Here is a 24,413-nt window from a genome sequence, read left to right on the forward strand (position 1 = left end):
GTGACTCGTGCCGAGCGGCACCTGACGAAAGTAAGGGATGGCCGATGACTTCGGGGCGATGTCCGCGGGTGGCCCCGCATCGGAGGATTCGGGGACACGAAGGAGGGCGCGGATGATCACGCTTCGAGGACTCACGAAGCGCTATGGCGAGAAGACGGTGGTCGACGGGCTGACGTTCGCCGTCGAACCGGGCAAGGTGACCGGTTTCCTCGGTCCCAACGGCGCGGGCAAGTCGACGACCATGCGGATGACGCTCGGCCTCGACGCGCCGAGCGCGGGCGAGGTCCGTATCGATGGCAAGAGGTACGAGGACCTGCGATTCCCGCTGCGCGAGGTCGGCGCACTGCTGGAGGCCAAGGCGCTGCATCCGGGCCGGAGCGCGGGCAAGCACCTCCTGGCGATGGCGCGCAGCAACGGGATCCCGGCGAGCCGGGTGGACGAAGTGCTCGCGACGGTGGGCCTCACCGACGTCGCGGGCAAACGCGCCGGGACGTTCTCGCTCGGTATGGGGCAGCGTCTCGGGATCGCCGGTGCCCTGCTGGGCGACCCGGGCGTGCTGATGTTCGACGAGCCGGTGAACGGCCTCGACCCCGACGGCGTCCGCTGGGTGCGGCAGCTGATGCGATCGCTCGCGGAGGAGGGCCGCACGGTTTTCGTGTCAAGCCATCTGATGAGCGAGATGCAGCTGACCGCGGACCGGCTGGTCGTCATCGGCAAGGGGAAATTGCTCGCCGACGCGCCGGTCGACGAGTTCATCGCGGGCAATTCGCGGACGTCGGTCGCGGTGCGGGTGCCCGCTCCCGCTGATTTGCGTGTCCTCGAGCAGCGTCTTCGCGCGCTCGGCGCGACCACGGAATCCGATCAGGACGAACTGCTCGTGCACGACCTGCCCGTCCATCTCGTCGGCGACGCGGTGCACGAGCTTGGGATCCGGGTGCACGGGCTGACCGAACGGACCGCGTCACTGGAACAGGCGTACATGGAACTGACCGCGTCGTCGGTCGAATACGGAACGGGAGTCGCGGCATGAAGTCGCTCATGGTCCTGGTGGCGGTGATCGCCGGCCTGCTGGGGGTGCCGGCGGCCGCATCGGCGGCGCCGGAACTGTCGCTGCCCGCGCCGGGCGGCCCGCTCCCGATCGGGCTGCGCACGCTGCACCTCACCGATCAGCGACGAGCCGACCCCTGGGTGCCGGAGAAGCGGCGCGAACTGATGGTCAACGTCTGGTACCCGGCCGTCCCGATCGGACGCGCGCCGCTGTACATGACCGAGGCCGAGTCCGCGGCGACGGTCGCCGGGCGGAACCTCGACCTGCCGCCGGACGCTCTGAGCAAGGTGCGGGTCCACTCGCGGGAGAACGCGCCTTCCCTGCCAGGACGGCGTCCGCTGGTGGTGCTTTCGCCGGGCGCGGGCAACAACCGGATCACCCTGACCTCGGTGGCCGAACACCTTGCCGCGCAAGGCTTCGTGGTCGCCGGGATCGACCACGCCTACGAAGCCTGGGCGACGGAGTTCCCCGACGGGCTGCGCCAGTGTGTCGCTTGTGGACTCCCCGGTGAGCCGTGGCCCGCCGCGATCGCGAACCGGGCCGTGGACACCACGTTCGTCGTCGACACGCTGCTGAAGGACCGGCGCTGGTCGATCGACGCGACGAAGATCGGGATGGCCGGTCACTCCGCCGGGGGTTCGGCGACCGCCGCCGCGATGGTCGCCGACCGGCGGATCAAGGCGGGCGTGAACATCGACGGCCCGTTCTTCGGCGGCGTCTCCCTCGACCGGCCGTTCCTGCTGCTGACCAGCCCGACCGGCGAGAAGTACTACCGGGCGTCCTGGGACGAGACCTGGCCGCGGCTCATCGGGCCGAAGAAGCAGGACCTGGTCGAGAACAGTGGCCATTCGTCAGTGACCGACGCCGCGATCCTGATCGACCAGTTGGGACTGCGCCCACACCTCCCGCCGTCCGAGATCGAGAACCAGTACGGCTCGATCGACTCACGGAAGGCGCTGGAGTTCTTCCGTAACGAGCTGACCGGCTTCTTCAAGCAGTGGAGCGCACGATGAACACGATCTCTTCGGAATGGACCAAGTTCTGGTCGGTCCGGTCCACCTGGTGGTGCCTGATCAGCGGGCTCGCCCTGATGCTCGCCTACTCGGCGGCTCTCGGTTTCGCGCTGCAGGACGGCAGCGATCGTCCGATGGCCCCACACGCCGTGGTGACCGGAGCGGCGTTCTATCTCACGCAGTTCGCCGTGGTCGCGCTGGCGACGCTGTTCATCACGAGCGAATACGCCAGCGGCAGCATCCGCTCGACCCTGCAGTGGGTCCCGGTGCGGAACCGGGTCCTCGCGGCGAAATCGGCCGTCCTGCTGCCGGTGCTGTTCGGCTACGGCGTGCTGAACACCCTCGCCGGCGTGGCGGTCTCGGCGCCGCTGATCCCCGCGCCCGGCTCCTCGGTGGGCGAGGTCCTCGCGACCGCGGCGGGTATGGGCGGCTACTTCGCGCTGCTGGGGCTGCTCTGCCTCGGCCTCGGGACGGCGCTGCGCTCGACGGCGGGGACGATCGTGACAGTGTTCGTGCTGCTGGTGATGATCCCGATGTTCGCCGGCTCGCTGGGCTGGGAAGACCTCGTGAACTACTTCCCGGGCTTCGCGGGTGTCAACGCGATGGTCACGCCAGGGCAGCCGAACCCGATCTTCGGCGGCGTCGCGCCCTACGCGCCCTGGGTCGGCGTCGCGCTCTGTGCGGCTTGGGCCGCTGCTGGTCTGGTCACCGGTTCCACGGTGCTCAGGCGGCGGGACGCCTGACGGGGAGCAAGGGACCTTTGCTACCGCTTGGGTGCCCGGGCACGTCGCGAAAGCCACTTTCAGGAGTGGCTTTCGGGACATCCCGTTCCGGAGCCCGCGGGTCGACGCGCTTGTCTCGACATTGAGAGAAGCGGGAGCAAAGGTCCCTTGCTTCCCTGCACAGCGGAACGCCCGAGGTGACCGTGTGGATTCTGGGACGTCAGATGTCCCAAAACCCACACAGTCACTACGCGACGTACAGGGTGTGTGGAAATAGAGACACTCAACGTCTCTATTTCCACACACCCCGGGCGGCAGCAAAGGTCCCCTGCTCTCTTTCCGCAGGTCAGAGCCTCAGGCGGTAGCAAAGGTCCCCTGCTATCCCGCCACCCCGAGCCCCGCCAACACCTCCCGCGCCCCCCGCGTCAACTCCTCCAACCCGGGCGGCCGCAACGACCCCGTCCCGGCCAGCGCGTCGAAGACCGTCCCTTCCAGCCACGCCACGAGCACCCGCGCGTGCCGCTCCGGCTCCGCCGATCCGCACGCGGCGAGCACCTCCGCGCACCGCCGCCGGATGACGAGCCCGCCCCGGTCGTAGGCCTCCCGCAGCTCCGGCCGCCGCGTCGCCTCCAGCGCGAACTCGTACCGCGCGAGCATCCGCGTCCGCCCGTTCGTGATCGCCGCGTGGGCGAACCCCGCCACGTACTCGGCCAGCTGCCCGGGTGGCGGGTCGAGGGTGACCTCGTCGAGTTCGATCATCCGCGAGATCGCCAGCTCCAGCAGCGCCGCCCGCGTCCGCGCGTAGTACGAGGTCGAACCCGGCGGCAGCCCGGCGAACCGGTCGACGGCGCGATGCGTCAGCCCCCGCATCCCCTCGGCCGCGATGACCTCGATGGCCGCGTCCCCGATCGTCGCCTTTCGCACTCTACAAGTGTAGTAGTACTCTACAACTGTAGAGGAGGTCGACATGCGCAAAGCGATCGTGATCGGCGGGGGAATCGGCGGGCTGAGCGCCGCCATCGGACTGCACGGCATCGGCTGGGAGGTCACCGTCCTCGAACAGGCGCCGGAGCTCACCGCTGTCGGCGCGGGCATCTCCCTGTGGCCGAACGCCCTGCGGTCACTCGAAACGCTGGGCGTCCGCCTCGCCGGACAACAGGAACAATCCTCCGGCGGTCTCCACGACCGCGACGGCCGCCGCATCACCCGGTGGGACGCCGAGGCGTTCCGCCGTCGCCATGGGCGCCCGCTCGCCGCCATCCACCGCGCGGATCTCATCGGCGCGCTCCGCGACGCCCTCCCCGACGGCTGCGTCCGCACCGGCGTCGAGGTCACGAACCTCGACGATCTCGACGCCGACGTCATCATCGCCGCGGACGGAATCCACAGCACGGCCCGCAAACAACTCTGGCCACGGCATCCCGAACCGGTCTACAGCGGCAGCACGGCCTACCGCGCGGTGACCACCCTCCCTCACCCGACGGAACTCAGCACGAGCTGGGACGACGGAGCCGAGATCGGGGTCATCCCGCTGCACGACGGCCGCGTCTACTGGTGGGCGAGCTACGTCGCCGAAGCGGGCGTCCGTCACGAGGACCCGAAGTCGTATCTGCGAAACCGCTTCGACGGCTGGCACGAACCGATTCCCGAGCTCATCGAGTCGACCGCGCCCGAGACGCTGCTCCACCACGATCTCTACCTGCTCGGCACTCCCCTGCCCACCTACGTCAAAGGTCGTGTCGCGCTTCTCGGAGACGCGGCCCACGCCATGCCGCCGTTCCTCGGCCAAGGCGGCTGCCAGGCGATCGAAGACGCCGTCGTTCTCGCCGCGGCGCTCAGCACCACCGAAGACGTCGACGCGGCACTGAAGAGTTACGACGAGCAGCGCCGCCCGCGCAGCCAATCGGTGGTCAAAGCCTCGGTCCAGGCCGGAAGAATCGGCCCGCAGCTGCGCAATCCGCTCGCCGTGGCCGTCCGCAACGGCGTGTTCCGGCTACTCCCCGGCGCGCTCACCGCCCGCATCGGCGCCGGCGTCAGCGGCTGGACGCCTCCGGTCCCCCGCCGACCAGCCCCGCCTCGTACGCGGTGATCGCGGCCTGCACCCGGTTCCGCGCGCCGAGCCGGTTGAGGATGGTGCTGACGTAGGCCTTCACCGTGCCCTCGACCACGAACAGCTTCGCGGCGATGTCCGCATTGGACAGTCCGGAACCGAGCAACGCCAGCACTTCCTGCTCACGCGGGGTCAGTTTGCCGATCAGCGCCTTCGCCTCTTCGGCGCGGGAGACCTGGTTGCCGGAGAAGCGGGCGATGACCCGCTGCGCGACCTTCGGCGAAAGGAACGCCGCGCCACCCGCGACCGCGTGGATCCCGCCGAGCAGTTCACGGGGATCGCCGGATTTCAGCAGGAAGCCGCTCGCGCCGAGACCGAGCGCGCGTTCGATGTAGGCGTCCTCGCCGAACGTGGTCAGCATGATCACGCCCACCTCGGGCAGCAACCGGCGGATCTCTTCGGCCGCCTTGAGCCCGTCCATGACCGGCATCCGGATGTCGAGGAGCACGACGTCCGGCCTGGTCGCGCGGGCCTGCTCGACGGCGGCGCGCCCGTCCTCTGCTTCCGCGACCACCTCGATTCCGGCGTCCGCGGCCAGGATCGCCGACACCCCGGCGCGGATCATCGCCTCGTCATCGGCCAGCACGACCCGGATCATCCGGGTTCCCCCTTTGCTCGTCTTCACTGATCACGTTCTTCGCCACGAGTTTCCCGTCGGCGAAGCACAGCCGGTAGGCCTCGTAGTTCAAGTTGAACACGCTGCGCTCGGTGCCGTAGTACTCGCATGCCGCCCCAGCGGGCACCGGCGGCTCCACCGCACGTGGCCGAGTGATCCGCTGACCATCAGGGAGGAGGGAGGCGATCTCCGCGCGCGTCTGGCCGATCCGGATGCGGTCGTAGTCGCCGACGGCGAGTTCCGAGCGGTACCACTGGACGAGGAACACGGCCCCGCTGATCCCGACCACCACGCCGAAAAGCCCGATCGGCACGACGATCGCCTGGATCAGGCTGCGCCGGACGTCGCGGCGGGCCCGTTCCAGTTCCCTCGCCGACGTCGACTGCCCCACCTCGGCGTCCATCGCCGCCTGGCTCTCCGGCGATTCCTCCGAAGGCGCCGCGTCGTGCGGCAAGGTCGCGCTGACCTCGAATCCGCCGTCGCGGGGGCCCGCCCGCAAGGTCCCGCCGACCAGCCGGACCCGTTCGCGCAGGCCGATCAGCCCGCGTTTGCCCGACGTCCGGCCCGGGAGCGGGCCCGCGGGCGGCGCGGCGTTGGTGACCACGACGTCCGTCCGCCCCTCGGATCGCACGACCCGGACCGTGACCGCGGCACCCGGCGCGTGTTTCACCACGTTCGTGACCGATTCCTGGACCACGCGATACGCGGCGCGGTCGACCATCGGCGGCTCACCGTCGACCGGTTCGTCCACAGAGGACTTGATCAGCACGCCCGAAGCCCTCGCCCGGCCGAGCAGTTCGTCGATGCTCTCGTGCACCGGCTCGGTCGGCGCGTCGTCCTCGCGCAGGACGCCGATGATCTCGCGCAGCCGCTCGGTCGCCGTCGCGGCGCTCTGCCGCAACTCGCCCGCGGCCTGCCGCTGCGGTTCGTCGAGTCCGCCCGCGACCTCCAGCGCCGCCGCGCGCACGGCGATCAGGCTCAGCTCGTGGCCCAGCGAATCGTGCATGTCGCTGGCGATCCGGGTGCGCTCACGCAGCCGCGCGCGGTCGGCGACGAGCCGCTGGCGGCTCTCCATCTCCTCGGCGCGCCGCCAGCCGTCGCGCGCCATGTCCTCGCGCTGCCGGACGTACCTGCCCAGCAGCCAGGGCGTCACCCCCGCGAAGACCAGGACACCGAGCAACGCACCCCAGGACGCGAAGCCGTCCTTACTCCACAGCAGCGCGACGGGCACCGCCAGCACCGAAACAGCGGCGAAAAGGCGCAGCATCGGTTTCGCGACCGGGTGCCGATAGCCGGCGAGGTAACCCACAGCGACGAGGACGAACCCCTCCCAGATCGGCACCCGGCCACCGAAACTGCCCAGCACGATGAAGCTCGCGACCATGGCGATGGCGAGTGAGACCAGCGGGTACCGGCGCGCCACCGCGATCGCGGCCGTGGTCGCGACGAGTCCGAAGAGCAGTTCCCAGTGCTTCGTGCTGGACCCGGCGTCGATGACCACCCAACCGCAGAGCCCGAGCCACAGCGCGACGTCCATCAACAGCCGCCGCCCGCGCCGCACGGGCTCCTCTCCGTCCATCACAGACCTGGACGCTACAAGCCGTGACGAGCGGTCCGCCATGGACGAAAGTAAAGGTCCCCTGCTTCCCGCGTCCGATGAGGCATGATGATCGACCATGGCCGAGCGCACACTCACCGGTCAGCTAGGCGGTCCTGTCCCGGCAGGCATCGAAGCGCTGGCCGACAACGAGAAGCAGGACCTCTCCGACGCGCTGCGCGACGCGCGCCACCGCCAGGCCAAGGCATTGGCCGAAGCGGGCGAAGAGGGCCTGAAGTACGTACCCGCGCTGCTGCGCGGCACCGTTCGCAAGGTGGTGGGCCTGTGACCACCGAAAACTTCGCCGCGCAGGCGGAGATCCTCAAACTCGCCCGCGTCCTCGGCACCACCCCGGAGCGGCTCTCGTACCTGGAGAAAGTGGACCCCGCCGAACTCCAGGCGTTCCGCGAACAGGTGACGGACACGCTGTTCGACGCCAACCTCGCCGCCCTCGAGCGGATGGCGATGGCGAGCAAACTCGTCCCGAGCCCGATCCTCGCGAAGATCGCCGAGAAGGTCTTCGGCCCGCTTCTGTGCGCGCGGATCGCCGGGCTGGTGGACGTCTCCCGGGGCGTCGACGTCGCGAAGCGGCTGAAGCCGCCCTTCCTGGCCGACGTCGCGGCCGAGCTGGACCCGCGCCGTGCGAGCGCGATCATCGCCAGGATCCCGCTCGACACCGTCGTCGCGGTCGCCGTCGAACTGGTGCGCCGCGAGGACTGGATCACCGTCGGCCGGTTCGTCGGCCACCTTCCCGATCCGACGGTGCGCCGGGCCCTGGCCGTCATCGGCGACGACGCGCTGATCCGGATCGCGTTCGTCCTCGACGACAAGAGCCGGATCGATCACGTCCTCGGACTGCTCCCCGAAGCCCGGTTCCGCGGCCTCCTCCAGGTCGCGGCCGCCGACGAGGACCTGTGGGCTCCGGTGCTCGACCTGCTCACGCACCTGAGCGAGAAGCGGGTCGAGCAGTGGTCGCACCTGCTCGGCGAACTCCCGCCCGCCTTGCGTGAGCGCGTCCGGGAGACCCTCGACCAGACCTCCTGACCACTGCGGGGGAGCAAGGGACCTTTGCTACCACTTTGAGACGAAATCGCTGGTCAGACGCCTACCGCGCCACCACACGCCGGCCGTAAGCGGCACCCCTGGCCGGTAGGCGAGGTGCGTCGTGGAAGGCGCCTCCAGCACGTGAAGATCGGCGCGCGCCCCCGGCCGCACGAAACCCACGTCGTCACGCCGCAACGCGCGAGCGCCACCCGCCGTCGCCGACCACACCGCCTCGTCGATCGTCATCCGCATCTGCAGCACCGCGGTCGTGACGCAGAACGCCATCGACGTCGTGTACGAGCTGCCCGGGTTCGCGTTGCTGGCCAGCGCCACCGTCGCCCCCGCGTCGAGAAGGCGCCGCGCCGGCGCCAGCGGCTGCCGGGTCGACAGGTCACACGCCGGCAGCAAGGTCGCCACGGTGTCCGAAGCAGCGAGAGCCTCGACGTCCGCTTCGCTCAGGTACGTGCAGTGGTCGACGCTCGCCGCCCCCAGCTCGACGGCGAGCCGCACACCCGGGCCCTCCCCCAGCTGGTTCCCGTGCAGCCGGAGCCCGAGCCCGCGTTCCCGCGCCGCCTTCAGCACCCGCCCGGACTGCGCCTCGTCGAACGCGCCGGTCTCGCAGAACACGTCCGCCCACCGCACGAGCGGCGCGACGGCGTCGAGCATGTCGCCGCATACCAAGTCCACATAGGACTCCGCGTCCGCGCCCTGCGGCACCAGATGCGCGCCGAGGAACGTGACCTCGTCGGCCACCTCGGCGGCGATCCGCGCCGAACGCGCCTCGTCTTCGACGTTGAGCCCGTATCCGGTCTTCGTTTCCAGACAAGTCGTGCCCTGCCTCGCCGCTTCGTCGACGTGTCGCCGCAGATTCGCCGCCAGCTGCTCGTCGGACGCAGACCGCGTCGCGTCGACGGTGACCGCGATCCCTCCGGCGCTGTACGCCTTCCCGGCCATCCGCGCCTCGAACTCGGCGGTCCGGTCCCCGGCGAAGACCAGGTGCGTGTGACTGTCCACCCAGCCGGGCAGCACCGCGCGGCCTTCGACGTCGACCCGCTCGTCCGCGTCGGGCGCGTCCGCGGCCGCGCCGACCCAGGCGATCGTTTCGCCCTCGACGACGACGGCCGCGCCGTGGAGCTTGCCCAGTTCGGCGTCGTTCGTGGTGAGTTCGCCGATTCCCGTGATCAGGACTGCCACAATGCCTCGATCTCCTTGGCCAAGACCGTTTCCGGCCGGTCGATCAGCTGATGCGCGCCGTCGCGGACGATCTCGCGCCCCGCGACGACGACGTCCCGGACGTCCGCGCCGGCGGCGGCGAAGACCACCCCGGACGGCTCGATCCCCGCGGTGCGCACCGAACCGAGGCCGACCGTCACCAGGTCCGCGCCCGCGCCCGGAGCCAGCGCGCCGACCTCGTCCCAGCCGACCGCGCCGTGATCCGTCGCCGCCGCGAGCAGTTCCTCCGCGGTGAACCGGCCGCGTTTCTCGCTGGCGAGCCGCTCGTTCAGTTCCAGCGCCCTGGTCTCCTCGAACGCGTCGACGACCGCGTTGCTGTCGCTGCCGAGCGACAGCCGCACCCCCGCGTCCAGCAGCGTCCGCGCGGGGCCGATGCCGTCACCGAGATCCCGTTCGGTCGTCGGGCAGAAGCAGGCACGGCTACCGGCCTCGCCGAGCCACTGGATATCGCCCGGCGTCAGGTGCGTCGCGTGCACCGCCGTGAGCCGCTCGCTGAGCACGCCGTTGTCCCAGAGCAGCCCCGTCGGAGTCCAGTGATAGGCCGCCATGCACTGCTCGTTCTCGGCCCGCTGCTCCGAAAGATGGATGTGCAGCGGCCGATCCGCGGGTGTCCCGTTGTCCACTTCGGACAGTTGATCTTCGGGGACGGCACGCACGGAATGGATCGCGCCGCCAACCCGGAACGTCTCATCCTCCCGCAATTCGCCGGCTCGTTGCGCCCACTTCGAGGCTGTCCCGTCGGAGAACCGCTGCTGCACCTCGTCGGGTTCCACCCCGATACCGCCCGCGAGGTAGCACGTGTCGAGCAACGTCAGCCGGATTCCGGCGTCCCTGGCGGCCTGCCGCAGCGCCTCACCCATCGCGTTCGGCTCTACGTAAGGCTTTCCACCCGGCGCGTGGTGCAGGTAGTGGAACTCGCCGACGCTTGTGTACCCGGCCAGCACCATCTCCGCGTAAACGCCGCGCGCCAGGCGGTAGTACGAATCCGGGTCGAGCCGTGACGCGAGCGAGTACATCCGCTCGCGCCACGTCCAGAAGGTTCCGCGATCGTGGTGCGTCCGGCCGCGCAGCGCACGGTGGAACGCGTGCGAATGCCCGTTGGCGAACCCCGGCAAAGTGAGTCCATTGAGGACAGTTCCTTCGCGAGGCGCTTTCGCCGTCACCGAAGTGATCTCGCCGCCGTCGATCTCGATCCGGACGGCATCGGCGATCCCGTCCGGCAGCCAGGCACGTTCACACCAATATGTCGTCATGTCGACAGTTTCTCCAGGACGTCCGCGAGCGCGCGAGCCCCGTGGTCGACGTCCTCCGCCTCGGAGAACTCCTCCGGCGAATGGCTGATGCCGGTGGGGTTGCGCACGTAGAGCATCCCGGACGGGACGAACCCGGCGAGGATCGCCGCGTCGTGCCCGGCGCCGGTCGGCAGTTCCGGCGGCCCGCCCAGCCAGGTGCCCAGGTCACGGCGCAACGCGTCGTCGAAGATCACGTCGTCCGAGTACGACTCCCTGCTGACCTCGACGCGGCAGCCTTCCTGCCCTGCCGCGTCTTCGGCCAGCTTCGCGATCTCGGCGACCAGCTCGGGCGTGTCCGCACCCGGCACCCGCGCGTCCAGCCACAAGTCCACAGTGGACGCGATGACGTTGGTCCCGCCGGGAGTGGGCACGAGCCTGCCGACGGTCGCCCTCGCGTCGGCGGTGGCCTTCGCCAGTTTCCGCACGGCGAGCACGGTCTCGGCCGCCGGGATCATCGGGTCGCGACGATCGCCGATCAGCGTCGCGCCGGCGTGGTTTCCCTGTCCCTGGAAGGAGAATCGCCATCGGCCGTGCGCGATCACCGTATTGCCGACGGCGACCGGCGAGCCGAGGTCGATCAGCCCGCGTCCCTGCTCCACGTGCAGTTCCAGGAACCGCCCGATCAGCCCGAGCCGCTCGGGGTCCCGGCCGACCCGCTCGGGATCGAGGCCGGATTTCGCCGCCGCTTCGGCGAACGTGACACCGTCCGGGTCGCGCAGGCTCCGCGCCTTGTCCGCGTCGATGGTCCCGGTCAGCAGCCGCGAACCGAGGCACGGCACGCCGAATCGACCACCTTCCTCCTCGGCGAAGACCACGACGGCGAACGGCTTCGCCGGACGAAATCCTTTGGCCTGCAAGATCTCCACCGCGTCGAGCGCGCTCGCGACGCCGAGCGGGCCGTCGAACGCGCCGCCGCCGGGCACCGAGTCGAGATGGCTCCCGGTGACGACCGCGTCCGGGCCTGGTGTTCCCCACCAGGCCCAGATGTTGCCGTTGCGGTCGGTCTCGACACCCAGGCCCAGCCGCCCGGCGCGCTCGACGAACCACGCGCGCAGCTCGGTTTCGGCCGCGTCGAAGGCGTGGCGGGAGTAGCCGCCCCGCTTCGGGTCGCGGCCGACGTCCGAAATCTCCTCCAGCAGCGAGGACGCGGTCACTCGGCGTCCCGCATCGGCACGCGCACGCCGCGCTCGTCGGCGACTTCGGCGGCGCGGTCGTACCCGGCGTCGACGTGCCGGATGACGCCCATGCCCGGGTCGTTGGTGAGCACACGTTCGAGTTTCTGCGCGGCCAGCTGGGTTCCGTCGGCCACACTGACCTGGCCCGCGTGGATGGACCGGCCCATACCGACGCCGCCGCCGTGGTGGATCGACACCCAGCTGGCGCCCGACGAGGTGTTGACCAGCGCGTTCAGCAGCGGCCAGTCGGCGATCGCGTCGGAACCGTCGGCCATGCCCTCGGTCTCGCGGTACGGCGAGGCGACGCTGCCCGAGTCGAGGTGATCGCGGCCGATGACGACCGGCGCCTTCAGCTCACCGCTGGCGACCATCTCGTTGAACCGCAGGCCCGCGAGGTGCCGCTCGCCGTAGCCGAGCCAGCAGATCCGCGACGGAAGGCCCTGGAACGCGACGCGTTCACCGGCCAGCCGGATCCAGCGCGCGAGGGATTCGTTCTCCGGGAACAGTTCCAGCATCGCGCGGTCGGTCGCCGCGATGTCCTCGGGGTCACCGGACAGGGCCGCCCAGCGGAACGGGCCGTTGCCCTCGCAGAACAGCGGGCGGATGTAGGCGGGCACGAACCCCGGGAAGTCGAAGGCCCGTTCGCAGCCGCCGAGTTTCGCCTCGCCGCGCAGGGAGTTGCCGTAGTCGAAGACCTCGGCGCCCTTGTCGAGGAAGCCGAGCATCGCCTCGACGTGCTCTGCCATCGATTCACGGGCGCGCTCGGTGAACTCGTCGGGCTTCTTGTCCGCGTAGTCCTGCCACTCGTCGACGCCGACGCCCTTGGGCAGATAGGAAAGCGGGTCGTGCGCGGAGGTCTGGTCGGTGACGATGTCGACCTCGACGCCGCGGCGAAGCAGTTCGGGCAGCACCTCGGCGGCGTTGCCGACCACGCCGACGGACAGCGCGCGCTTCTCCTTCTTCGCGGCCTCCACCCGGCGGATCGCGTCGTCGAGGTCGTCGGCGACCTCGTCGAGGTAGCGGGTCTCGACACGGCGGTGGGCGCGCTGCGGGTCGCATTCGATGACGAGGGCGACACCGTCGTTCATCGTGACGGCCAGCGGCTGCGCGCCACCCATGCCGCCGAGACCGGCGGTGACGGTGAGCGTGCCCTTGAGGCTGCCGCCGAAGCGCTTCTTCGCGACGGCGGCGAAAGTCTCGTACGTGCCTTGCAGGATTCCCTGCGTGCCGATGTAGATCCAAGACCCCGCGGTCATCTGGCCGTACATGGTCAGGCCCTGCGCCTCCAGGCGGCGGAACTCGGGCCACGTCGCCCAGTCGCCGACGAGGTTGGAGTTCGCGATGAGCACGCGCGGCGCCCATTCGTGCGTGCGGAACACGCCGACCGGCTTGCCGGACTGGACGAGCAGCGTCTCGTCCGGCTCCAAACCGGTCAGTTCGCGGGTGATCGCGTCGAAGCTGGCCCAGTTGCGGGCGGCCTTGCCGGTGCCGCCGTAGACGACCAGGTCCTCCGGGCGCTCGGCGACCTCGGGGTCGAGGTTGTTGTGGAACATCCGCAGCGCGGCTTCGGTCTGCCAGTTCTTCGCGGTGAGCGTGGTGCCTCGGGCGGCACGGACCGTGCGGGTCATGGGCTCAGACCTCCAGTTGGGCCGCGGCGAGGACGGCACCCGACGCGACGAGTTCTTCGGCGGCGGCGATCTCCGGCGCCAGATGACGGTCGGGGCCGGGGCCCTCGACCTTGGTGCGGACGAGATCCCGGACCCGGCCGGTGACCGGCGACGGGACCAGGGGCGCGCGCATGTCGAGTGCGCGCGCGGCGGTGAGCAGTTCGATGGCGAGGACGGTGTTGAGGCCTTCGACCGCCTTGCGCAGCTTGCGCGCGGCGGACCAGCCCATGGAGACGTGGTCCTCCTGCATGGCGCTGCTCGGGATCGAATCGACCGACGCCGGCACCGCGAGCCGCTTGAGCTCGCTGACCACGGCCGCCTGCGTGTACTGGGCGATCATGTGGCCGGAATCGACGCCGGGATCAAAGGCGAGAAACGGCGGCAGGCCGTGCGAGCGGGCCTTGTCGAGCATGCGGTCCGTGCGGCGCTCGGAGATGCTGGCGACGTCCGCGAGCGGGATGGCGAGGAAGTCGAGCACGTACGCGACCGGGGCGCCGTGGAAGTTGCCGTTCGACTCGACGCGGCCGTCGGACAGCACGACCGGGTTGTCGACCGCGGAGTGAAGCTCACGCTCGGCGACGAGTTCGGCGTGCGTGAGGCTGTCGCGGGCTCCGCCGTGCACCTGGGGCGCGCAGCGGAGGGAGTACGCGTCCTGGACGCGGTTGCAATCCGGGCCGCGGTGGCTCTCGACGATCTTCGAGTCCTGAAGCGCCGTCCACATCCGCTGGGCACTCAGCGCCTGGCCCGGGTGCGGGCGCAGCGCCTGGAGGTCGGCCGCGAAGGCGCGATCGGTGCCGAGGAGCGCTTCGACGCTCATCGCCGCAGTGATGTCGGCGGTGTCGAGAAGCTTGCGAAGGTCGGCCGCGGCCAGCAGGAGCATGCCGAGCATGCCGTCGGTCCCGTTCGTGAGGGCGAGGCCCTCCTTCTCCGCGAGAACGACGGGCTCGATGCCAGCGTGCTTCAGCGCTACGCCCGCCTGGACGACTTCGCCGTTGTACTCGACTTCGCCCTCTCCCATCAGCGCGAGCGCGACAGCGGCGAGAGGCGCGAGGTCACCGGAGCAGCCGAGGGAGCCGTACTCGTGAACGAGCGGGGTGATCCCGGCGTTGAGCAGGGCCGCAAGCGCTTGCGCGGTCTGCGGCCGGATGCCGGTGTACCCGCTGGCGAGAGTGCGGAGGCGCAGCAGCATCAGCGCGCGCACGACCTCGGTCTCCACGACCGGGCCCGCGCCCGCCGCGTGCGACCGGATCAGCGACCGCTGAAGCGCGGTGCGGCTCTCAAGCGGAATGTGCCTGGTCGCGAGCGCCCCGAAGCCCGTCGAAACGCCGTACGTCGGCGTCTCGGCGTGCGCGAGGTTGTCGATGTGCTGCCGCGTCGCGGCGAGGTTCTTCTCGGCCGCTTCGCTGACCGCGACGGGCGAGTGGTCACGGGCGACCGCGACGACCTGTTCGGGCCGAAGCGGTTCGGAGCCCAGAAGTACGGTTTCCGGCATAGCCCCATTGGACAACGCCATGCCCGCTGGTGGGAGGCGCCAACCGGTGGTTGTGTCTGGTATCCAAGACACGCACGGTGGGAGCAAGGGACCTTTGCTACCGCGGCAGCGGAAGGTGTGTGGAAATAGAGACGTTGAGTGTCCCTATTTCCACACACCCCGTACTCCGCGTAGCGATGCGTACCGACCNCGATCTCTTGTCTCAACATTGAGGCAAGCGGCAGCAAAGGTCCCTTGCTCCCCGCCGAAGCGGAACAGGAGGTCGACATGGGTGAGAGCAGCGAGGTCCCGGCTCTGCGACGCGGCCTCGGCATCCTTCGCGCCCTCGCCGCGCGGCCGGGTCCGGTGTCGGCGGCCGCGATCGCGCGCGAACTCGGCCTTCCGCGTTCGACGACGTATCACCTGCTCGCCGAGCTGGAGGCCGCCGGTTTCGTGACGCACTTGCCCGCCGAGCGCCGGTACGGACTCGGCATCGCCGCGTTCGAGCTCGGCTCGGCCTACCTGCGGCACGACCCGCTGGAGCGGCTCGCGCTCCCGCTGCTGCGCAAACTCGCCGACCGCGTCGGCCACACCGCGCATCTGGGCGTGCTTCACGGCAACGAGTCGCTCTACCTGGTCAAAGAGCGTCCCGCCCGCCCGGAAACCCTGGTGACCGAAGTCGGCGTCCGGCTGCCTGGCCAGCTCACGGCTTCGGGCAGGGCGATGCTGCGGCATCTGCCGTCGCCGCACGTCCGCGCGCTCTTCCCGAACGCGGCGGCGTTCGTCCTGCGCACCGGCCGCGGCCCGCGCACCCTCGCCGAACTGCGCCGGACGCTGAACGCGGAGGGCAGGCTCGGCTGGGCGGTCGAAGACGGACACGTCACCGAAGGATTCGCCTCGGTGGCCTGCCCGGTCTTCGACCACGGCGGCCGGCCGATGGCCGCGATCAGCGTGACCCTCCGCCACCTCTGCCCGGGAGCCGAGGGGTGCGAGGAGACTTGGCCGGACCTCGCCGAAGAGGTCCGTCTGACCGCGGCCGAACTGACCACCCGGATCGGGGGTCAGATGCGCTGAGCGTGCTTCTTCTGGACTCCCTCGAGCCCGAGCATCGCCAGCAGTTCAGCACAGTCGAGGGCATCCGAAGCGTGCCCTGCGACGGTTCGTGCGGCTCTGCCGTTCTGCAGCGTGAGGCGGACTTCTTCCTCCGCTCGCACACCGGCCATCCGGCTCTGGTCTTCAGCGGGGTCGGGACGACTGGAATGCCTAGCCCAGGTCATCTGCCACCTTCTTCCGGCCCTCCGGCGACACGGGGTCGTTTCGAAAGAGGGCCATGGTCGGACACTCAGCATGACATCCCACTCCACGACAGTTCCCGGCGCGGGTGAATTGAGACGAAAAAGATCTAGATTTCGCTACTCTGCGTGATTCAGGAAAGACTCGAGCCGGGTATTGAACGGCGCACCCGCGTCCGGCACCAAATGCCCCATCCCTCGCACGATCTCGCGGCGCGCACCGGTCCCGTCCGCGATCGCGTCGGCGATGATCTCGTACTCCGGCCGGTGGTCGCCGGTGATCACGAGCATCGGGAAATCCGCGGAGGCCAGCGCGTCGAGCGGCAGCTCCGCGTCTCCCGGCGGCCGCATCCCGACCAGCGCGCGGGCGCCACGCCGCAGGGTCTGCGGCACCGGATCGGGAATCGGCAACGGCACACCGGCTAGCGGGAAGAACGCCTTGAATACTTCGCGAGGATCGTCGAGCGGCCCTTCGAGAAATCTCCGCAGTTCGGCGTCCCACGCGTCGACGACCTCGTCACCTCGGACGATTCCGGCCGCGGGCGGTTCGACCACGGTGAGCGTCCGGACCATCTCCGGCCGCCGCACGGCGGCGAGCATGGCGACGATCGCGCCGTAGGACAGCCCGACCAGATGCGCGGGCTCGTCGAGCACCTGCTCCGCGATCAACTCGGCGTCGACTTCGAAATCCTGTACGCCGTCCGGCGATTTGCCGTGCCCGGGACGGTCCGGCGCGAGCAACGTCCACCGCTCGGTCAACGGGCGCTGAGCCCGCCACGCCTCCCGGCCGCCGAGCAGCACGCCGTGCACGAGAACGACACGCGGACCGGATCCCCAACGATGCACATGAAGCCGCATTTCCCGAGCCTATGGGGTTCTCAGGAGTAGAGCCCGCCCCATCGGGCACACTCCGCGAGGATCACTTGGTGTCGGCGGACGCAACCCGCACTGCCGAGCCGACCGACACGCAAAGAAGCGGCCCCACCCCTCAGGGGCAGGGCCGCTTCGGCGAAACGGTGGAGGTGCCGGGAATTGAACCCGGGTCCTCTGGCGCATCACCAGGGCTTCTCCGTGCGCAGTCCGCTATGTCTCTACTTGGCCCCTTCAGTCACGCGAACAAGCTGAAGTGACGGGCCCAGCCACTGTTTGTTTCCCGACCACACCCCGTAGCCGGGTGTAGCGGTAAGCCTCCTAGCTGATGCCGGTGACCGGGTCGGAGGCGACCCCGGACCGACAGAGTTGCTCTACTGCTTAGGCAGCAAGAGCGAACTCGCGCTGGCTCTTAGGCTCGGCGCTTATTGGTTTGCGATGACGCTTACGGTGGTCTCTCGCCTGCACCGGCACGCTTCTCCTGATTCAACGTCCAAAGTCGAAACCGTTCACCCCCTTGGTGGGACACAACCTGCACATCATAACTCGATCGGCAACCGGGTTATTCCCGCAGGTGGGGCTAGCCCCACCTGGGAGATGCCCGTGAGCACCATGTCGGCGAGCGCGCGCGAGCGCGATGCTGGTCTCCTCGATCCAGAGAGGAGCACGACCATGAGTTCGCTGGCGGCCGAGCGGGAGCTGAGCAGGTCCGATCCGTCGTTCGGCGGCTCGCTGGTCTACCTGCTGATGAACCTGCCGATGGGCGTTCTGGCCTTCGCGCTCCTGATGTCCTTCATCTCGGCGGGCATCGGCACGGCGGTCGTCTGGATCGGGCTGCCGATCCTCGCGCTGGTGATCCTGTCGGTCCGCGGCGCGGCCCGTATGGAACGCGCCAGGGTGTACGCGCTGCTCGACCACTACATCGACCTGCCGTATCTCCCGCTGCCCGTCGCCGGTCAGTCCGTGCGCTGGAAGGCCCGGCTGAAGGACGGCTCGACCTGGCGCGACCTCGCCTACTTCTTCTTGCTCTTCCCGCTCGGCATCATCGAGTTCGTCCTGGTCACCGTGTTCTGGTCGACCAGCCTCGGCCTCGCAGGCCTGCCGATCTACTACCGCTTCCTGCCCGGAGGCGAGTACCGCTTTCCGACCTGGGAGAACGCGTGGTTCACCGTCGATTCGACGGTCTCGGCGCTGCCTTGGGCGGCGCTCGGAGTGCTCTGCATCGCTCTCTCGGTAGCGTTGACGAAGGCGCTGGCCGGTATGCATGCCCGGCTGGCGACGGCGTTGCTCGGGCCGACCCACGCCCAGCATCGCCGTCTGGAGGATTCATGGGGCGAGGTTCACGGATGACGATCGACCAGCAGGTATCGCAGGTGGGGATTCCGCGACCGCGGCCCTTGAGATCGATCGTCTACATGATCGTCAGCTTCGTGTTCCGGCTCCTCCAGTTCGTTCTCATCGTCGTCGGCCTGGCGGTCGGCATCGCGACGGCGGTGGTGTGGATCGGTTTCCCGATTCTCATGGCCACGACCAACTTCATCCGCTGGTCCGCCGACCGCGAGCGAGGCTGGGCGCGCACGATGCTCGAGACTCCGCTGGAGCCGGTCGAACGCCTGCCGGTCGAGGGGCTTTCGCTGGTCAAGCGCTGGCTGACCCGTCTGACCGACGCGACGACGTGGCGCGACCTCGCCTACCTGATGGCGGCCTTCCCGTTGGCGTGCCTGGAGCTTCCGATCGCGATCGCGTCGATCGTCCTGCTGCCGATGGCGATCTGGGTGACCCCGTGGGTCGCGTGGCTCCACGGAAACCTGGCGTTCTCGCTGCTCGGCCCGAACCGCACCCAGCGGTTGGAGGAGAAGGCCGAGCGGTTGCAGGCGTCGCGGGCTCGCGGGGTCGACGCCGCCGAGGCCGAGCGTCGCCGCATCGAGCGAGACCTGCACGACGGCGCCCAGCAGCGCCTGGTCGCCGTCGCGATGAGCCTCGGCCGCGCGAAGTCGAAGTTCGACCAGGATCCGGACGCGGTACGCGAACTGATCGACGAGGCGCACCTCGACGCCAAGCTCGCGGTGTCGGAACTGCGCGATCTCGCCCGTGGGATCTACCCGGCCGTGCTCGGCGACCGCGGTCTCGACGCCGCCTTGTCCGCGCAGGCCGCGAAATCGCCGATCCACGTCGACGTCGAAGTGGACGTGGAACCGCGGCCGCCCGCCGCCGTCGAGACGACGGCCTACTTCATCGTCGGCGAGACGCTGACGAATATCGCGAAGCACTCGGGAGCGACCGAAGCGGGTGTGAAGGTGTGGCGCACCGAGTCGATGGTCATCGTCGAGATCACCGACAACGGGCACGGTGGCGCCGAAGTCCGGCCGGGTGGCGGCCTCGCCGGGCTCGCCGACCGGGCGGCCACGATCGACGGCGTGATCACCGTCGTCAGCCCGCCCGGTGGTCCGACGGTGATTCGCGCGGACCTGCCGTGCCAATGGTGACCCGCTCGTGAGTGAATAGGCTCTGCCATTCACTCACGACGCTGGGGGCAGCATGCGGGTTGTCATCGCCGAAGACGCGGTTCTGTTGCGCGCGGGGGTGATCCGCCTCCTCGCCGACGAGAACATCGAGACCGTCGCGGCCGTGGACAACGGTGACGACCTGCTGGGCGCGGTCAAGGAACACCGGCCGGACCTCGCGATCGTCGACGTGCGGATGCCGCCCACCTTCACCGACGAAGGCCTGCGTGCGGCGCTGGGCGCCCGCGAGGTCATTCCGGGCCTGCCCGTTCTCGTGCTCTCCCAGTACGTCGAGGAGAGCTACGCGGTCGAGCTCCTGTCCGGCGGCGCGGGCGGAGTCGGTTACCTGCTCAAGGAACGTGTCGCCGACGTCGGGGACTTCCTCGACGCGGTCAAGCGTGTCGCCGGCGGTGGCACGGCCATCGACCCGGACGTCATCGCGCAGCTGATGGCCCGTGGCCGCAAGAACCCGCTCGACTCGCTCACCGCCCGCGAGTCCGAGGTGCTGGGCCTGATGGCGCAGGGCCTGTCGAACACCGCGATCGCGAACTCCCTCGTCGTTTCGCACGGCGCGGTCGAGAAGCACATCGGCAACATTTTCGCGAAGCTCGGCCTCGAAGCGAGTTCGGTGGAACACCGCCGGGTCCGCGCGGTGCTCACTTACTTAGGACGCTGAAGTAGCTCTTGGTGGCGACGCCGTCACTCACCTAACATGGGCAGACTGTAGGTGGGTGACGCGCCGAACCGAGGAGGACCCATGACCGACAGGCCCTCCCACAGCGCCCGTTTCTTCGGCGGTCCTCTCGACGGTCGCGTCCAGGAACTCGGTGACACCGAGCCGGTCGCGGGCACCGTCCTCAAACACGTCCATCTGCACGACGGGCCGAAGATCGAGACCCGCTACGAACTCGGCCTCGCCGAGGACGACTGCTGGGAATTCCGGCTGTGCTCCGCTCCGCTCCCGGAGCCCGAGACCGACGGCGTGGGGTAGGGAAAACTCCACCTCCCGAGGGCGAAAACAAGAAGAGCGATACGGCGGCCCGCACCGCTGTTTTCGCGGCCCCGAAGCACCAGGCTCTTTTCCATGCACACGAGCCAGAAGCAGGGCCGGGACAGGTTCCTGGACATCGTCCGAGCGGTCGCGATCCTCGCGGTCGTCGTCCAGCACTGGGGTATGCCGGTGCTCTCGTACGCCGACGGCCACCTCTCCACCGGGAACGCCCTCGCGACGCCCGGTTGGTGGGTCATCACCTGGCTCAGCCAGGTCATGCCGCTCGTCTTCTTCGCCGGCGGCGCGGCGAACCTGATCTCGTTGAACCGCGCGGAAAGTTCCCGTTCCTGGCTCGCGGCCCGCCTCAAGCGCCTGATGATCCCGGTGCTGCCACTGGTGGCCGTCTGGCTGTTCGTCCCGGACATCCTGCGCGGGATGGGCATTCCGGAGCAGCCGCTGCAGGTCGGCGGAGCGATCGCCGCGCAGCTGCTGTGGTTCCTGGCCGTGTACGTGCTCACCGTGCTGCTCACCCCGCTGCTGGCCGCCGCGCACCGGCGCTGGGGCCTCAAGGTCCCGCTCGTGATGCTCGCCGCCGCCGTCCTCGTCGACGTCGCCCGCTTCAACGACCTCGGCCTGATCGGTTTCGCGAACGCGATCTTCGTCTGGATGGCCGTGCACCAGCTCGGTTTCCACTACACGCGAGGCCGTCTCGGTTCGCTGAGCCGCAACGCCGCGCTGCGCATGGCGGGCGCCGGCTTCGGCATCACCGCGCTGATGGTCGCCTTCGGCCCGTACCCCGCCAGCATGATCGGCATGCCGGGCGCCCCGGTGTCGAACATGAGCCCGCCGACCGTGCTGCTGGCCTTCCTCGCGATCGGCCAGATCGGGCTCCTGCTGGCCTTCAAACCGCAGCTGAACGCCATGGCCACCCGGCCGGGTCTCGACGCCGCGCTGAAGTGGATCGGCCCGCGGTTCATGAGCGTCTACCTGTGGCACATGCCGGCGCTGATCGTCGTCTCCGGTGTCGCGGTCTACGGCCTTGGCTACGAAACCCCCGAACCGGGTTCCGTGCTGTGGCTGACGATGCTCCCGGCCTGGCTCGGCGCCTGCGGGCTGGTGCTCTTCGGTCTGCTACGGATGTTCGCTCGCTTCGAAACTCAGGGTTCCGGCCCCGCGTCGACCGCCCACACACCTCAGCTGGTGGTGGCCGGGCTGGCGATCGCGGGCGGCCTGCTCGGGCTGGCCGCGCACGGTTTCGCCCCGCTGTGCGACGGCCTCGCCCAGGGTCCGGCGCCGTGGGTGGCGCTGGCGACAGGCGGATTCCTCCTGGCGGGCAAGCAGATCCAGGTTTCGGAGCTGGGGACGCGGTTGCTCGGCCGCGCCGTCTCGGTCACCGAGGTGGCCCAGCTCAAACGCTGAGCAGTTTCGCGGGGGTGTCGTGCAGCACCGCCCGCAGGAACGGCTCACCCAGGCGATCGTCGGCGGCCCAGCCGGCGATCGCCTGCAGCTGTGTGGCGTACGAGTACGGGATGTTGGGGAAGTCGGTGCCGAGTACGACGCGGTCGGGGAATTCGGCCAGCAGGTCCGTCCAGTCCGGCGGGAGCGGGTTGCCGCGCGAGGTGAACTCCACCCCGACCATCGTGGTGTCGAGGTACACGCGCGGATATCTCCTGGCCAGCTCGAACGCGAAGTCGATCTCCGGCATGCCGGCGTGCGCGAGCACCAGTGTCAGACCGGGATGCCGGACCAGGATCTCCTCGAACAGCCGTAGCCCGGTGTAGGCGCCCTTCAACGGACCGTGTCCACAGTGGACGACCACCGGGACACCCGCGTCCGCCAGCGCGCCCCAGACGCCGTCCAGCAGCTCGTCACGCGGATCGTAGGCACCGACCTGGACGTGTGCCTTGAAACAGCGGGCGCCCGCGCGCAACGCACCGTCCACAACGGACAGCGCGGACGGCTCCGGGTAGAAAGTGCCGGTCGGCACCGCCTCGGGGACGCGTTCCGCGAACTCCAGCGCCCACGACGTCAGCCATTCGGCCATTCCCGGCTTGTGCGGATAGACCAGCGGCGCGAACCTGCGCACACCGAACGAGCGCAGGGTTTCGATCCGCTCGTCTTCCGCCGTGCGGTAGTGCACCGGCCAGGCCAGGCCGTAGTGCGCTTCGGCCTGGTCGAAGTAGGCCCACACCTTGTCCATGACCTGCTTCGGCAGGAAGTGCAGATGAAGGTCCACGAGCCCGTCGATGCCGAGCGCCGAGATCCAGCCGGGGATCTCGGCGTCCGAAGCGGGCCCGTGGATCAATCGTTGTACCGGCCCTTGAGCGCCCGGCCCATGGCCCGGCTGATGGTGCGCTGCGCGTCGCGCTTGGCGATGTCCTGACGCTTGTCGTAGGACTTCTTGCCCTTCGCCAGCGCGATCTCGACCTTGACCTTGCCGTCCTTGAAGTACATCGACAGCGGGACGAGCGAAAGGCCGCTCTCCTTGGTCTTGCCGATGAGCTTCTCGATCTCCTGGCGGTGCAGCAGCAGTTTCCGGGTGCGCCGCGGCGTGTGGTTCGTCCACGTGCCCTGCACGTACTCCGGGATGTGCACGTTGCGCAGCCAGACCTCGCCGTCGTCCACCGTGGCGAACGCGTCGGCCAGCGATGCCCGTCCTTCACGCAGGCTCTTCACCTCGGTACCGACGAGCACGAGACCGGCTTCGTAGGTGTCGAGGATGGAGTAATCGTGGCGAGCCTTGCGGTTCGACACGATCACCTTGTGTCCACGTTCCTTGGGCATAACGGCGACTCTACGTGAGTTTCTGTGTTCGGGCAGGTGGTTATCGGCCGGCTAGTGGCGCACGTACAGGCGCAGCGTCACGTAGCCGGTGATCGCCGAAATGACGATCGAGACGGCGAGCAGGATCGGCGCCACCGGGAACAGCAACTCGAGCATGCCGACCGCGGGGAACACGTCTCCCGTGAGCACCAAGTCGAGCAACAGCACCTTGGTGAGCACGAGGAAGACGATGCCGATGATCGCACCGACCAGGCCGGCGACCACCGCCTCCAGGAGGAACGGCAGCTGCGTGTACCACCGGGTCGCGCCGACCAGCCGCATGATGCCGACTTCGGTGCGCCGGGTGAACGCCGACACCTGGATCGTGTTGGCGATCAGCAGCAGCGCGGCGATGGCCATGATCAGCGCGGCGCCGAAGGCCAGGTTCCGCACACCGTTGAGCGCGTTGAACACGCGGTCCAGTGCCTTCTGCTGGTCGTCGACCTTGCTGACGCCCGGTTTGCCGGTGTACTCCTGGATGATCGCCTGGCTGCGCTCGGGGTTCTTCAGCTTGACGTGGAGCGACGCGGGCAGCGCCTCCGGCCCGGTCAGCGCGAGCAGTTCCGGCTGGCTCTCGAACATCTTCTTGAACCGCTCGTAGGACTGCTCGCGGTTCTCGAAGACGACCGACTCGACACCTTCGTTGCCCTGAAGCTCCTGCCGCAGCGACTGGCAGGCGGACTGCGAGCAGTTCGGGTCACCCGCGCTGATGTCGTTGACCAGATAGACCGAAACCTCGACGTCGGCGAGGAAGTTGGCCTTCATCTTGTCGATCGTGCCGACGGCCAGCAGACCGAAGCCGAGCATGGCGAGGGAGACCGCGGTGGTGAGGATCATCGCGATGGTCATCGTGACGTTCCGGCGCAAGCCGGTGACTACCTCGCTGAAGACGAAACTGGCGCGCATCGGGGTTGATGTCCCTTGGAAGTCGTGGGTTACGGAGGA

The 24,413-nt window shown here is 69.3% G+C and carries 25 protein-coding genes and 1 other RNA gene; 12 read left to right on the forward strand and 14 right to left on the reverse strand.

The window, feature by feature from the left end:
* Positions 1-112 precede the first annotated feature (112 nt).
* From LCL61_RS38315 to LCL61_RS38325, 3 genes are read left to right on the forward strand one after another with little or no spacing between them, the layout of a single operon-like run.
* Positions 113-1,030: an ABC transporter ATP-binding protein gene (locus tag LCL61_RS38315; protein ID WP_340684267.1), complete on the forward strand. Its 918-nt coding sequence runs from the start codon at positions 113-115 to the stop codon at positions 1,028-1,030.
* Positions 1,027-2,061: an acetylhydrolase gene (locus LCL61_RS38320; protein ID WP_340684268.1), complete on the forward strand. Its 1,035-nt coding sequence runs from the start codon at positions 1,027-1,029 to the stop codon at positions 2,059-2,061. The genes LCL61_RS38315 and LCL61_RS38320 overlap by 4 nt, the downstream gene beginning before the upstream one ends.
* Positions 2,058-2,804, forward strand: coding sequence for an ABC transporter permease (locus LCL61_RS38325; protein WP_340684269.1), 747 nt, complete (start codon positions 2,058-2,060; stop codon positions 2,802-2,804). Before LCL61_RS38320 ends, LCL61_RS38325 begins: the two co-directional genes overlap by 4 nt.
* Before the next feature lie 357 nt (positions 2,805-3,161).
* Here LCL61_RS38325 and LCL61_RS38330 read toward each other — a convergent pair whose 3' ends face one another.
* A complete protein-coding gene (locus tag LCL61_RS38330) occupies positions 3,162-3,707 on the reverse strand; it encodes a TetR/AcrR family transcriptional regulator (RefSeq protein WP_340684270.1) in 546 nt (181 codons plus the stop codon).
* Positions 3,708-3,750: 43 nt separating this feature from the next.
* Here LCL61_RS38330 and LCL61_RS38335 point away from each other — a divergent pair, with 43 nt between their 5' ends.
* On the forward strand, positions 3,751-4,872 hold the full coding sequence (locus tag LCL61_RS38335; protein WP_340684271.1) for an FAD-dependent monooxygenase: 1,122 nt from the start codon (positions 3,751-3,753) through the stop codon (positions 4,870-4,872).
* Here LCL61_RS38335 and LCL61_RS38340 read toward each other — a convergent pair.
* Positions 4,817-5,491: a response regulator transcription factor gene (locus LCL61_RS38340; RefSeq protein WP_340684272.1), complete on the reverse strand. Its 675-nt coding sequence runs from the start codon at positions 5,489-5,491 to the stop codon at positions 4,817-4,819. The genes LCL61_RS38335 and LCL61_RS38340 overlap by 56 nt on opposite strands.
* Positions 5,466-7,088 (reverse strand): sensor histidine kinase, encoded by a 1,623-nt coding sequence (locus LCL61_RS38345; protein ID WP_340684273.1) that lies wholly within the window; start codon positions 7,086-7,088, stop codon positions 5,466-5,468. The genes LCL61_RS38340 and LCL61_RS38345 overlap by 26 nt, the downstream gene beginning before the upstream one ends.
* Before the next feature lie 97 nt (positions 7,089-7,185).
* On the opposite strand from LCL61_RS38345, the gene LCL61_RS38350 reads away from it, so the two are divergent.
* Positions 7,186-7,395 carry a hypothetical protein gene (locus LCL61_RS38350; protein WP_007034335.1) on the forward strand — a complete coding sequence of 70 codons (210 nt, stop codon included), beginning with the start codon at positions 7,186-7,188 and terminating at the stop codon, positions 7,393-7,395.
* On the forward strand, positions 7,392-8,150 hold the full coding sequence (locus tag LCL61_RS38355; RefSeq protein ID WP_340684274.1) for a hypothetical protein: 759 nt from the start codon (positions 7,392-7,394) through the stop codon (positions 8,148-8,150). The genes LCL61_RS38350 and LCL61_RS38355 overlap by 4 nt, the downstream gene beginning before the upstream one ends.
* Before the next feature lie 27 nt (positions 8,151-8,177).
* Here the strand turns inward: LCL61_RS38355 and hutI are convergent, their stop codons facing one another.
* From hutI to hutH, 5 genes are read right to left on the reverse strand one after another with little or no spacing between them, the layout of a single operon-like run.
* The gene (hutI, locus tag LCL61_RS38360; protein ID WP_340684275.1) at positions 8,178-9,344 is read right to left on the reverse strand and encodes an imidazolonepropionase; all 1,167 of its coding nucleotides are present in this window, start codon (positions 9,342-9,344) and stop codon (positions 8,178-8,180) included.
* Entirely contained in the window at positions 9,332-10,636 is a 1,305-nt protein-coding gene (locus tag LCL61_RS38365) for a formimidoylglutamate deiminase (protein WP_340684276.1), read from the reverse strand. The genes hutI and LCL61_RS38365 overlap by 13 nt, the downstream gene beginning before the upstream one ends.
* A complete protein-coding gene (locus LCL61_RS38370; RefSeq protein ID WP_340684277.1) occupies positions 10,633-11,829 on the reverse strand; it encodes an allantoate amidohydrolase in 1,197 nt (398 codons plus the stop codon). The genes LCL61_RS38365 and LCL61_RS38370 overlap by 4 nt, the downstream gene beginning before the upstream one ends.
* Entirely contained in the window at positions 11,826-13,478 is a 1,653-nt protein-coding gene (hutU, locus tag LCL61_RS38375) for a urocanate hydratase (RefSeq protein ID WP_340684278.1), read from the reverse strand. The genes LCL61_RS38370 and hutU overlap by 4 nt, the downstream gene beginning before the upstream one ends.
* 4 nt (positions 13,479-13,482) lie before the next feature.
* Positions 13,483-15,009 (reverse strand): histidine ammonia-lyase, encoded by a 1,527-nt coding sequence (gene hutH / locus LCL61_RS38380; protein WP_340684279.1) that lies wholly within the window; start codon positions 15,007-15,009, stop codon positions 13,483-13,485.
* Between the two features lie 267 nt (positions 15,010-15,276).
* Between hutH and LCL61_RS38385 the strand changes: the two genes are divergently transcribed.
* A complete protein-coding gene (locus LCL61_RS38385; protein WP_340684280.1) occupies positions 15,277-16,062 on the forward strand; it encodes an IclR family transcriptional regulator in 786 nt (261 codons plus the stop codon).
* Here LCL61_RS38385 and LCL61_RS38390 read toward each other — a convergent pair.
* From LCL61_RS38390 to ssrA, 3 genes are all read right to left on the reverse strand, one after another.
* The gene (locus LCL61_RS38390; RefSeq protein WP_125680489.1) at positions 16,050-16,265 is read right to left on the reverse strand and encodes a hypothetical protein; all 216 of its coding nucleotides are present in this window, start codon (positions 16,263-16,265) and stop codon (positions 16,050-16,052) included. The genes LCL61_RS38385 and LCL61_RS38390 overlap by 13 nt on opposite strands.
* A 135-nt stretch (positions 16,266-16,400) precedes the next feature.
* Positions 16,401-17,138, reverse strand: coding sequence for an alpha/beta hydrolase (locus tag LCL61_RS38395; protein ID WP_340684281.1), 738 nt, complete (start codon positions 17,136-17,138; stop codon positions 16,401-16,403).
* A 156-nt stretch (positions 17,139-17,294) separates the two neighbouring features.
* Positions 17,295-17,667: a transfer-messenger RNA gene (ssrA, locus tag LCL61_RS38400) on the reverse strand.
* A gap of 155 nt (positions 17,668-17,822) precedes the next feature.
* On the opposite strand from ssrA, the gene LCL61_RS38405 reads away from it, so the two are divergent.
* The 5 genes from LCL61_RS38405 to LCL61_RS38425 all read left to right on the forward strand — a co-directional run bounded on the left by LCL61_RS38405 (position 17,823) and on the right by LCL61_RS38425 (position 22,064).
* Entirely contained in the window at positions 17,823-18,500 is a 678-nt protein-coding gene (locus LCL61_RS38405; RefSeq protein ID WP_340684282.1) for a sensor domain-containing protein, read from the forward strand.
* The gene (locus tag LCL61_RS38410; RefSeq protein ID WP_340684283.1) at positions 18,497-19,636 is read left to right on the forward strand and encodes a sensor histidine kinase; all 1,140 of its coding nucleotides are present in this window, start codon (positions 18,497-18,499) and stop codon (positions 19,634-19,636) included. Before LCL61_RS38405 ends, LCL61_RS38410 begins: the two co-directional genes overlap by 4 nt.
* 52 nt (positions 19,637-19,688) lie before the next feature.
* Positions 19,689-20,330, forward strand: a complete 642-nt coding sequence (locus LCL61_RS38415; protein ID WP_340684284.1) for a response regulator transcription factor — start codon at positions 19,689-19,691, stop codon at positions 20,328-20,330.
* An 81-nt stretch (positions 20,331-20,411) separates the two neighbouring features.
* Positions 20,412-20,645, forward strand: a complete 234-nt coding sequence (locus tag LCL61_RS38420) for a hypothetical protein (protein WP_340684285.1) — start codon at positions 20,412-20,414, stop codon at positions 20,643-20,645.
* Between the two features lie 93 nt (positions 20,646-20,738).
* Positions 20,739-22,064 carry an acyltransferase gene (locus LCL61_RS38425; RefSeq protein WP_340684286.1) on the forward strand — a complete coding sequence of 442 codons (1,326 nt, stop codon included), beginning with the start codon at positions 20,739-20,741 and terminating at the stop codon, positions 22,062-22,064.
* Here the strand turns inward: LCL61_RS38425 and LCL61_RS38430 are convergent.
* The 3 genes from LCL61_RS38430 to ftsX are packed head-to-tail and all read right to left on the reverse strand — an operon-like array spanning position 22,054 to position 24,374.
* A complete protein-coding gene (locus LCL61_RS38430) occupies positions 22,054-22,950 on the reverse strand; it encodes an amidohydrolase family protein (RefSeq protein WP_340684287.1) in 897 nt (298 codons plus the stop codon). The genes LCL61_RS38425 and LCL61_RS38430 overlap by 11 nt on opposite strands.
* Entirely contained in the window at positions 22,947-23,429 is a 483-nt protein-coding gene (gene smpB, locus LCL61_RS38435) for an SsrA-binding protein SmpB (RefSeq protein WP_340684288.1), read from the reverse strand. Before smpB ends, LCL61_RS38430 begins: the two co-directional genes overlap by 4 nt.
* A gap of 51 nt (positions 23,430-23,480) precedes the next feature.
* Entirely contained in the window at positions 23,481-24,374 is an 894-nt protein-coding gene (gene ftsX / locus LCL61_RS38440; RefSeq protein WP_340684289.1) for a permease-like cell division protein FtsX, read from the reverse strand.
* Between the last annotated feature and the right edge of the window lie 39 nt (positions 24,375-24,413).

The organism is Amycolatopsis coloradensis (genome assembly GCF_037997115.1).
GTDB lineage: Bacteria > Actinomycetota > Actinomycetes > Mycobacteriales > Pseudonocardiaceae > Amycolatopsis > Amycolatopsis coloradensis_A.

Coding starts and splice junctions, on each gene's coding strand:
- LCL61_RS38325 (WP_340684269.1), top strand. CDS start 2,058: ATGAACACGATCTCTTCGGAATGGACCAAGTTCTGGTCGGTCCGGTCC.
- LCL61_RS38315 (WP_340684267.1), top strand. CDS start 113: ATGATCACGCTTCGAGGACTCACGAAGCGCTATGGCGAGAAGACGGTG.
- LCL61_RS38395 (WP_340684281.1), bottom strand. CDS start 17,138: ATGCGGCTTCATGTGCATCGTTGGGGATCCGGTCCGCGTGTCGTTCTC.
- LCL61_RS38390 (WP_125680489.1), bottom strand. CDS start 16,265: ATGACCTGGGCTAGGCATTCCAGTCGTCCCGACCCCGCTGAAGACCAG.
- hutU (WP_340684278.1), bottom strand. CDS start 13,478: ATGACCCGCACGGTCCGTGCCGCCCGAGGCACCACGCTCACCGCGAAG.
- LCL61_RS38345 (WP_340684273.1), bottom strand. CDS start 7,088: ATGGACGGAGAGGAGCCCGTGCGGCGCGGGCGGCGGCTGTTGATGGAC.
- hutH (WP_340684279.1), bottom strand. CDS start 15,009: ATGCCGGAAACCGTACTTCTGGGCTCCGAACCGCTTCGGCCCGAACAG.
- LCL61_RS38340 (WP_340684272.1), bottom strand. CDS start 5,491: ATGATCCGGGTCGTGCTGGCCGATGACGAGGCGATGATCCGCGCCGGG.
- LCL61_RS38335 (WP_340684271.1), top strand. CDS start 3,751: ATGCGCAAAGCGATCGTGATCGGCGGGGGAATCGGCGGGCTGAGCGCC.
- LCL61_RS38350 (WP_007034335.1), top strand. CDS start 7,186: ATGGCCGAGCGCACACTCACCGGTCAGCTAGGCGGTCCTGTCCCGGCA.
- LCL61_RS38415 (WP_340684284.1), top strand. CDS start 19,689: ATGCGGGTTGTCATCGCCGAAGACGCGGTTCTGTTGCGCGCGGGGGTG.
- LCL61_RS38320 (WP_340684268.1), top strand. CDS start 1,027: ATGAAGTCGCTCATGGTCCTGGTGGCGGTGATCGCCGGCCTGCTGGGG.
- LCL61_RS38365 (WP_340684276.1), bottom strand. CDS start 10,636: ATGACGACATATTGGTGTGAACGTGCCTGGCTGCCGGACGGGATCGCC.
- LCL61_RS38420 (WP_340684285.1), top strand. CDS start 20,412: ATGACCGACAGGCCCTCCCACAGCGCCCGTTTCTTCGGCGGTCCTCTC.
- LCL61_RS38425 (WP_340684286.1), top strand. CDS start 20,739: ATGCACACGAGCCAGAAGCAGGGCCGGGACAGGTTCCTGGACATCGTC.
- smpB (WP_340684288.1), bottom strand. CDS start 23,429: ATGCCCAAGGAACGTGGACACAAGGTGATCGTGTCGAACCGCAAGGCT.
- ftsX (WP_340684289.1), bottom strand. CDS start 24,374: ATGCGCGCCAGTTTCGTCTTCAGCGAGGTAGTCACCGGCTTGCGCCGG.
- LCL61_RS38410 (WP_340684283.1), top strand. CDS start 18,497: ATGACGATCGACCAGCAGGTATCGCAGGTGGGGATTCCGCGACCGCGG.
- LCL61_RS38405 (WP_340684282.1), top strand. CDS start 17,823: ATGAGTTCGCTGGCGGCCGAGCGGGAGCTGAGCAGGTCCGATCCGTCG.
- LCL61_RS38385 (WP_340684280.1), top strand. CDS start 15,277: ATGGGTGAGAGCAGCGAGGTCCCGGCTCTGCGACGCGGCCTCGGCATC.